The 8,853-nt window shown below is 63.4% G+C and carries 8 protein-coding genes and 1 tRNA gene; 2 read left to right on the top strand and 7 right to left on the bottom strand.

The features are described from left to right. From K1X71_17195 to glgP, 6 genes are all read right to left on the bottom strand, one after another. Positions 1-343, bottom strand: a 343-nt coding sequence (locus tag K1X71_17195; protein MBX7074880.1) for a hypothetical protein, incomplete at its 3' end; no start/stop codon positions are given. Positions 344-348: 5 nt separating this feature from the next. Continuing rightward, a complete protein-coding gene (locus K1X71_17190) occupies positions 349-1,236 on the bottom strand; it encodes an SgcJ/EcaC family oxidoreductase (GenBank protein MBX7074879.1) in 888 nt (295 codons plus the stop codon). A 263-nt stretch (positions 1,237-1,499) separates the two neighbouring features. After that, positions 1,500-1,573, bottom strand: a tRNA-His gene (locus K1X71_17185). 18 nt (positions 1,574-1,591) lie between these two features. Beyond that, positions 1,592-2,497: a glycosyltransferase gene (locus tag K1X71_17180; GenBank protein ID MBX7074878.1), complete on the bottom strand. Its 906-nt coding sequence runs from the start codon at positions 2,495-2,497 to the stop codon at positions 1,592-1,594. Then, positions 2,494-3,342 (bottom strand): class I SAM-dependent methyltransferase, encoded by an 849-nt coding sequence (locus tag K1X71_17175; GenBank protein ID MBX7074877.1) that lies wholly within the window; start codon positions 3,340-3,342, stop codon positions 2,494-2,496. The genes K1X71_17180 and K1X71_17175 overlap by 4 nt, the downstream gene beginning before the upstream one ends. Before the next feature lie 159 nt (positions 3,343-3,501). Further along, positions 3,502-5,700 (bottom strand): alpha-glucan family phosphorylase, encoded by a 2,199-nt coding sequence (gene glgP / locus K1X71_17170; GenBank protein MBX7074876.1) that lies wholly within the window; start codon positions 5,698-5,700, stop codon positions 3,502-3,504. A gap of 179 nt (positions 5,701-5,879) precedes the next feature. Here glgP and K1X71_17165 point away from each other — a divergent pair, with 179 nt between their 5' ends. Continuing rightward, complete coding sequence (locus K1X71_17165) at positions 5,880-6,968, top strand: acyl-CoA/acyl-ACP dehydrogenase (protein ID MBX7074875.1); 1,089 nt, start codon at positions 5,880-5,882, stop codon at positions 6,966-6,968. Positions 6,969-7,015: 47 nt separating this feature from the next. Beyond that, positions 7,016-8,257: a PQQ-like beta-propeller repeat protein gene (locus K1X71_17160; protein MBX7074874.1), complete on the top strand. Its 1,242-nt coding sequence runs from the start codon at positions 7,016-7,018 to the stop codon at positions 8,255-8,257. A gap of 95 nt (positions 8,258-8,352) precedes the next feature. On the opposite strand, the gene K1X71_17155 is transcribed toward K1X71_17160, so the two are convergent. Then, complete coding sequence (locus K1X71_17155; GenBank protein ID MBX7074873.1) at positions 8,353-8,820, bottom strand: cytochrome C oxidase subunit IV family protein; 468 nt, start codon at positions 8,818-8,820, stop codon at positions 8,353-8,355. Between the last annotated feature and the right edge of the window lie 33 nt (positions 8,821-8,853).

Below are 8,853 nucleotides of genomic sequence, written 5' to 3'. Positions count from 1 at the left end.
CGAACGACGGTGGCCGAAATCCCCCCGCTTCGACCCCAAATCCTCCCGGTCGACCCGCTTCAAAGCCGCCGGGCCGTCCTCCCTCAAATCCGCCGTAACCTCCCGGCCGCCCCCCCGCGCCGCCAAAACCACCCCCGCCATACCCGCCGGGTCTGCCGCCTCCGTAGCCACCGCCAAACCCTCCTCCGCCAAATCCACCGGGTCTGCCACCGCCGAAGCCCCCTCCGCCGCCATGAAATCCACCGCCACCGCCGTGAAAACCGCCCCCTCCGCGCCCCAGCACAAGGTCAGCACTGCCCAAGGTCATCACAACGCACGTCAAAAGCGCCCAATGAGTTCGCATGGATGTCACCGATTCGATGGTTGGTTGTCTGGCGCGGCCGCCACGCGGTTCAGCGTGATGGCTTCCGTGTCTGGCAATGGAGCGCTGTTTAGCGATCGGTCGATCGAATGCCAGGTGAATCGATTGGCGTCGAGTGGTTTGAGAATGTTGGTCGCCACGCTCTCGCTGCCGTCGCGCAGCACGGCGTCAGCGGTGATGAACCACTGCTGGCCATCCTGCGACCAACGATCCTGTCCAAAGCCGCCATCGGAGTCGAAATGCCACGAGGCAATCTGCCCGCCGCGCGGATCCCAGCCGATGATCTGCGTGCCGGCGCGTCGCAACTGGTCTCCTTGCTGAACCGTGTAGGTGCGCACCAGAAAGTTCTTGTTGGCCGTCCACTCGTATTTGACCTTGAGTTGGCCCTCGGGAGAGTCGGCCCGCCACTGGCCAACCAGCCAGTCGAGATCGCTCAGATGTTCGTAGTTCGATGTGGCGACGTGCGGCGCGTCGCGCACGCTGGCCAGTAGCCAGGCGCCGTCCCGCTCCACCTGCACCGCCGTATAGCGCGCCGAGGTCGCGCTCCCCTCGGGCGGCGTGGCAATGGCGATTCCCGACTCGATCGCCACCGCCGGCCCCAAAAAGCGAATCCCTTCGGTTCGCACTTCAAGTCGGACGCCAGAATGCTCTTTGAATATGCGGTCGAAATGCTCTTGAATCGCGCCGCGCCCCTGAAAGTTGGCGCCCAGTTCATCGGTGTAGTCGCCGTCTTCGGTCCACAGCGCGGCCAGCGCCCGAGCGTCGCCGGCGTTGTACGCCTTGGCATACGCCTGCGCCGCGGCGCGAATTGCCTGTTCCGCGCCGTTGACGGGCCGCGCCGGTTCAGCGCGGTTGGAGCGGAGTTGAGCTGCCACGGGCGTCGGTTGCCAACAATACGCCGCGCACCATAGCAACCAACACGCGGCGATTTGCGCTAGTTGCGTAAGACTCGATCGCGACATGACAGGCCACCCTCTTCGAGGCGTCGAATTGGCACACGGCGTGCGCCAATGACTGTAGCCGAGTCTCACAGCTTGACAAGCGCCACCATCAAAATCGCCCGCCGCGCATGGCCCTGTCTGGCGCTGGCCACAAAAAAACGCCCGTTGCAATCGCCTTGCAACGAGCGCTCTTTCAGGGTGGCTGAAGGGATTCGAACCCTCGACATCCAGAACCACAATCTGGCGCTCTAACCAACTGAGCTACAGCCACCGTAACAGGCGATTTATCTTAAGTTTGCCCTTTGGCATGGTCAACGGCGCCGCGCAGGCAGCGGCGATAATGGCGGTAAATGCGCGCCAAATCGACCGCTCCTTTCCAGAAATCGCGCGGCCGCACCTTCGAGCCCTCCACATCGCGCCATTCGCGTAGCGGCGACTCAAAAATGGCCGCCGTCGCTGGCGCCCCACCCCATCGTCGCCGTGCGCATATCAACCGCGCAATCAACTCCACGTCGAACACCCACCGCGAAATGAACGGATCGGATAGCACGCTCCGCAACTCGTCGTTCGCCCGAAACAATTTCGCGCCGCATTGTGTGTCGTACACCGGCAAGCGCAGCAGCAGCGAAACCGCGGTGGCCCACCCGCGTCCCAAATAGTGCCGCAGCGGTTGCCGCTCGATCGCGCGCCCCAGCAAGCGAATTCGCGAGCCAAACACCCATTCGATCCGCTTGTCGTGATCCAGCACCTCGCGAAACTCCGCTAGCGCCGCAAGCGGCGTCGCCAGATCGGCGTCCCAAAATCCGACATATTCTCCCCGTGGCGGGTTCGCGCGCGGCGATTCTCCCTCTGCCCGCTCGGCCGGTCCTTCGCCGTCTCCCGGCGCGGTCACGAGCGCGGCGGCGGCTTTCCGGGCAGGTTCCTCCAATCTCCCTTCGGACCAGAACAACGCCGACAGCATGCCTTGCCGCACTGCCTCGGCCTTGCCACCGTTGCGTGTCAGCCGCAGCAGCCGACACTGCGACCCCCGCTCGCGGCAAAAATCGGCGAGCATGGCGGCAGTCTCGTCCGTGCTGCCGTCGTCCACAAACAAGAATCGCGTCGACCGATCGGTTTTCAGGTGCGAGGCGAAGGCGTTCAGCCGCAGGCGGCGCGCCTCGTTGTAGCACGGGATGACAAGCGTCGTGACGCTCATGCGGCCGCCGGCGTGTTGGTCGCATAAGGGTCGAACAGGTCGGGCGCGATGTTAGTCGGCTTCTCGCGCACCGGCGCCTCCCCCGGTTCACGCCGCAGCACCGCCAGTAAGCTCACTCCATGTCGATAGCCGGCGCCACCGCAGTCCAGCGCCGCCAATAATCGTCGGCCCTCACGGGCGTACAGCGCCGTCAAGGCGCTATTCACCGGCGTCCGTGGCAGCCACAAATCGGTGCCCGCCTCGCCACTGGCGTGTCCGCGAAGTTGATTCCACCAGCGCACCGCTTGAATGGGTCGATGCAAAAAGGTGTTGTAGTGCGACACCAAGAGCGGGGTGGCTGGCAGCCCCTCCCACAGCGCGCAAAACCGAGCCTGGTCATATCGGCGAAAGTGCAAGTGACTCTCGTCGTGCGCGCTCCACAGCGCGGGATCAGCCGGCACGGTTAGCAGAAAGTAAGCGCCCGGCGAGGCTGCGGCCACTAGCGACGAAAGCAGGCGAAAGTCGTCGCGCACATGTTCCAGCACGTCCGTCGCCAAAAACAAGCTGGCTTCGGCCGCCAGTTCGCCCAGGTCGTCCGGCGCAGCGCCCTGAATGAATCGCGTTCGCGGAAAGCGGCCGCGCGCCAGCGCCACGGCGTCCGGAGAAGTGTCGATGCCCACCGTTTGATACGCGTCCGCCAGGCTGCCGATGTTGCCCCCTGTGCCACAGCCGACGTCGATCACCAGCCGATCGCCGGCTGGCGGCAACAATCGCTCGACCAGCGCGCGCAAGATCCGCCGGCGGCCAACAAACCACCAGTGTTGTTCTTCCAGGCGCGCGTTAACGCGAAGCTGTTCGACGTTCATGGGAAGCGACGCGGCAGGGACGTGCTACAGGCGCGGCGAGGCGCTATCCACAAGTGTAGGTTACCAGAGCCCCCGCAAAAGCTCGCCGAATTGGCCAGAAATCCGCCGCCCACGAACCAATGCCAGCGCCGACGCGGCTAGAATCGATCGCCCTAGTGGCTAGCGCACGCTCATGTCGCAGCTTAGTCCACCCGCGGCCGGCAGGTAGGCGCTGTTCACATAGTCCATCACCATGCGATGCGCGCTGAATCGCCAGGCCAGCGAACTGATCGAGTTCATCATCTTCCGAATCCAGCCGCGCGGCAGACCGTCGATGTCGCGATCGTAGTACAGCGGAATCACTTCTTGCTCGAGCACGCGATACAAATCTTCGGCGTCGCGCCGATCGTTCAACTCGTCGCTCACGTGGCTCGTTCCGCGCCCAATCGCAAATCCGTTCGATCCGTTGTAGGCCTCCGCCCACCAGCCATCGAGCACCGATAGGTTCAACCCGCCATTGAGCACCGCCTTTTGGCCACTGGTGCCCGAGGCCTCCAACGGACGGCGTGGATTGTTCAACCACACGTCGACGCCTTGGATCAGATGGCGGCACACATTGATGTCGTAGTCTTCGACAAAGGTCACTCGATTGGCGAACCGCGGATCGTGCCGCAGATTGGCTACGCGACGAATGAACTCCTTGCCCGGTTCGTCCGCCGGATGCGCCTTGCCGGCAAAGATGATCTGAATGGGCCGTTCGGCGCTGTTGACCATGTTGGCAAAGCGGTCCACGTCGGCCAGCAGCAGATCGGCCCGCTTGTAGGTGGCGAATCGCCGCGCGAAGCCAATTGTCAAAATGTTGGGGTCGAGCACATTGCGCGCGGCCTCCACTGCGTCGTCGCTTTCGCCGCGGCGGCGGCATTGACGGCTCACGCGGCGCCGCACGAACGCCAATAGCAGGTTCTTGAGCGCTTGATGAGTTTCCCACAACTCGCCCGGATCGACCTTGTAAATCGCCTGCCAGGTGTCGGCCTCGGCCATGTGCGCCATCCAATCGACCGGAAAATTGCGGTCGTAAAGCTGCTGCATCTGATGCGCCAGCCACGACGGCAGATGCACGCCGTTGGTGATATGACCGATCGGAATCTCTTCTTCCACGCGCCACGGCCACAGGTGCGCCCACATCCGCCGCGTCACAAATCCGTGCAGCGAACTGACGGCGTTCGCCTTGCGCGACAGCTTGAGCCCCGTCACCGTCATGCAAAAGCTCTCAGAGTGGTTCTGCGGCTCCACCCGCCCTAGTCCCATGAGCTGGTCGTACGAGATGCCCAACTGCTCGCGCAGCGGCCCCAGATGTTCTTCGATCAAGCCGCCGTCGAACCGGTCGTGCCCGGCAGGCACCGGCGTATGCGTGGTGAACACGGTGTGCTGCGCCACTTGGCGCAGCGCCTCGTCAAAGCTCAGACCATCCTCTTCCATGCGCTGCCGAATCACCTCCAACGGAGCGAAGCTGCTGTGCCCTTCGTTCAGGTGATAAACGCCCGGCGTGATGTTCAGCGCCTTGAGCGCTTTCACGCCGCCAATGCCGAGCACCAGTTCTTGCCGCACCCGCGTCCGCCGATCACCTCCGTATAACCGGCTCGTCAAATCGCGATCTTCCGGCGAGTTGGCCTCGAAGTCGCAATCCAACAAGTAGAGGTTCACTCGTCCCACGCGCATCAGCCACACCTTGGCGAGCAGCGCCCCGGTGCGAGTTTGAATCTCGACCGTGATCGGCTCCCCTTTCGGGTTGCGCGCCGGCAGAAGCGGAATGTTCTCCACCTTGGTGTCGAAATACTCTTCGTTTTGGTAGCCGTCGTGATTCAGATGTTGCTTGAAGTACCCCTGGTCGTAAAACAACCCCACCGCGATCAGCGGCACGCCCAGATCGCTCGCGCTTTTGATGTGATCGCCCGATAGCACTCCCAGGCCGCCAGAGTAAATCGGCACCGACTCGTGAATGCCGAACTCGGCGGAGAAGTACGCCACCGGTTTTGAACCCAGCACCCCCGCGTGCGTGGTGCCCCAGGTGTAGGGGCTTGCCATGTACTCCTTGAGCCGCCGATACGCCTGGTTGATGCGGCTGTACAACACCAACTCCGCCGCCCGCATGTCCAGCCGCTCGGGCGTGAACTCGTGCAACAGGGCGATCGGATTGTGGTCGAGCTGACGCCAACGGATCGGATCGAGATCGCGAAACAGGTTCGTCACGTCCGGGTGCCAGCTCCACCACAGGTTGTGGGCCAGCGCCATGCACTTGTCGTACAGCGATTGGGGCGACATGCCTGTCAGGCTGGAGGTGTCAAGCCGGGTGACGGGCTCAACATCAATCTGGCTCATCGGCGTCCATCCTCTGAACATTGGGAATCCGGTCGGCAGATTATACAACGTGCGCCGCATCGCGCGCATGTCATTCTGCCCGCCGTTTTTTCCGCTTCGCGGGCCATTCTCGCCGCTTCTGCTACGATGACGCTGTCAACCCGCCGCGTCGCGGCGCCTCCTGACCGAGAAGCATCGCCATGATCGACAGCGCCGATCGCTGGATTCGCTCCCCCCAAGATCCGCTTTTGGACGAGTTTTGCGCTCGTTTGGAATCGGTCGCCGACGGCATCGACGCCGGCGCCAAATGGCCCACCGAGCAACTGGCTTGGTGCGCCGAGTTTGGCGTGTGGAGCTGGTTTCTGCCACCAGAGTTCGGCGGGCAAGGTTGGAGCGACGCCGACATCCTTGCCGCCTATCTCCAGATGGGGCGCGCCTGCCTCACCACCACTTTCATCACCACGCAGTGGTCGGCCGCCGCGCGGCGCATTGCGGCCAGCGGCCATCTCGAATTAGCTCGCAAACTGGCGCCGGGCCTCTTGCGCGGCGACAGCTTTTGCACGGTCGGCATCTCGCATCTCACCACCAGTCGCCAGCACGTCGCGCGCCCCGTTCTGCGCGCCCATGAGGATCGCGACCAATTCATACTCGATGGTTTCAGCCCCTGGGTGACCGGCGGCGCCTATGCGGACATCCTGGTCACCGGCGCCACGCTCAACGACGGTCGGCAAATTCTGGCGGCCGTGCCGGCGCGACTGAGCGGCGTCGAGGCTTCAACCCCGCTGCGGCTCGTCGGGCTCTCGGCCAGCGCCACCGGCCAGGTGAATTTCACCCATGTTCGCCTCGCGCGCGAGCACTTGTTGGCCGGACCGGTCGAAAATGTGCTGTCGCAAATCAGCGCCACGCAGGCCGGCGGATTGCAAACCTCCACCTTGGCGCTTGCCTCAGCCAGCGCGTCGCTCGACATCTTGCAGGAAGAAGCGCAAACTCGCGGCGACTTGCGCCAGCCCGCCGACGAACTGCGCGCCGAGCGAGACCAACTGGAGCGAGACCTCTTTGCCCTGGCCGCGGGCGAAACAAGCTGCACCGCCGAGGAGGCGCGCATCCGCGCTAACAGCCTGGTGCTCCGCGCTTCGCAGGCCGCGCTCGCCGCCGCCAAGGGAAGCGGTTACGCCTGGCAACATCGGGCAGGCCGTCTCTGCCGCGAGGCCCTCTTCTTTCTGGTCTGGAGCTGCCCGCAGCCTGTTGTCCAGGCAAACCTTTGCGAGTTGGCCGGACTCGCTGGATAATCAACCGCCGTGAGCCGTCAACCATGTGTCTCTGCAAGGCGCCCATCATGAATACGAACATCGGTATTCGTCTCGCCTGTTGGTGGCTGGCGATCGCGCTCGTCGTTTCCGCGGCGCGCGCCGAAAATTGGCCCGGCTGGCGCGGACCACGCGGCGACGGCACAAGCGACGAAACCGGGCTGCCCACGCGCTGGTCGTCTGCCGATCATGTCGTTTGGAAGGTCGAACTGCCTGGCCAGGGGCACGCCTCCCCCATCATCTGGGAGGACCGCATCTTTACTGTGACCGCGATCGAAGACCAACAACAGCGAGCGCTCTGCGCGCTCGATCGCGCCACCGGCAAACTCTTGTGGCAGCGCACGGTGCTCACCGCGCCCCTGGAAGAAAAGCACACGCTCAATAGCTTCGCCTCCAGCACCCCCGCCACCGATGGCGAGCTGGTATATGTCGCCTTTCTCGACAAAGCGGAAATGTTGGTCGCCGCCTACGACTACGCGGGCGAGTTGCGCTGGAGCGCGCGCCCCGGCGCCTTCGCCAGTAAGCACGGCTTTTGTAGTTGCCCCGTGTTGTTCGAAAATCTGGTGATCGTCAACGGCGACCACGATGGCGATTCGTATCTGGTCGCCCTCGATCGCGCCACCGGAAAAACCGTCTGGAAAGTCCCGCGCGAACACAAGACCCGCAGCTACGTGACGCCAATCATCCGCCAATACGATGGTCGCACCCAACTCATACTCTCGGGCAGCAAAAGCGTCACCAGCTACGATCCGCGCACGGGCGGCCTTTACTGGTATATCGACGGGCCCACCGAGCAGTTCGTGGCTTCGATCGTCGACGCGCACGGTTTGCTGTTTATGACCTGCGGTTTTCCCGATAAGCACATGCTGGCCATTCGGCCGGACGGCGAGGGGAACGTCACCGATAGCCACATCGTATGGCGCGAGTCGCGCGGCGCGTCGTACGTGCCTTCGCCGATCGCGGTGGGCGACTACTTTCTACTGACCGCCGACAACGGTGTGGCAAGCTGCTTTGAGGTCGATACCGGCAAGCGCGCCTGGATGGAGCGCATCGGCACGCGCTACTCCAGTTCGCCAATTGCCGCCGAAGGTTTGGTCTACTTCACATCGGACGACGGCGTGACCAAAATCATCCGCCCAGGACCCCAGTTGGACCTGGTGGCCGAGAACCAGCTAGGCGAAAACGTCTTCGCTTCCGCCGCCGCTAGCCAGGGAATGCTCTATCTGCGCGGTGAAACGCACTTGTACGCCATCGGCCCCCACGCGCGCTAGCCGCCGGCCTCCAACGCAACTCGCGTAACTTGCAGCCACGTCGCTGCTATTGCACAAACCGGGGCAAGTACCCAATGGGCTTGCGGCTACCCAGCCTATTCGTGATGTGCGGCCGCCGCTTCTTCTTCGGCTTCGAGAGTGGTCGGGGTGTTGGGGCGGAACTGGTCCTGCGGCTCGGCCATCCGCATCAGCCGTTCACTGGCCACGTCTTTGCCCCCCAAGGTCTTGAAGTTCCGCAGGCCGATGTCCGGAATTAGCGCCAGTACGAGAAACACCGCCATGATGCCCGGCGGCACGGTCAGCACGTATTTCCAACTTGCTTCGTACTTCACGTGCATGAAGAACAAGATCACCAACATCGCCTTGGCGCAAGACACGGCCATCATGAACGACCAGCCCACCGCCGGCAGGTGATGGAACGGCCAGCGAATGGGCCAATCCGAGAAGGTCCAGAAACTGGCCGTGGTCAACAGGCACAGCATCAGAAACACGTAGATGTATTTGGCCAAGCCACCGTGATCGTCGTGATCCGCTTGATGACCGTGGGCGCCGTGTTGATTCATAACTTCGAAGTCTCCTGCCTCGCGCGGCGGCGA

This window comes from Pirellulales bacterium (assembly GCA_019694455.1).
Lineage (GTDB): Bacteria > Planctomycetota > Planctomycetia > Pirellulales > JAEUIK01 > JAIBBY01.
This window is presented reverse-complemented; position numbering and strand designations above follow the sequence as displayed.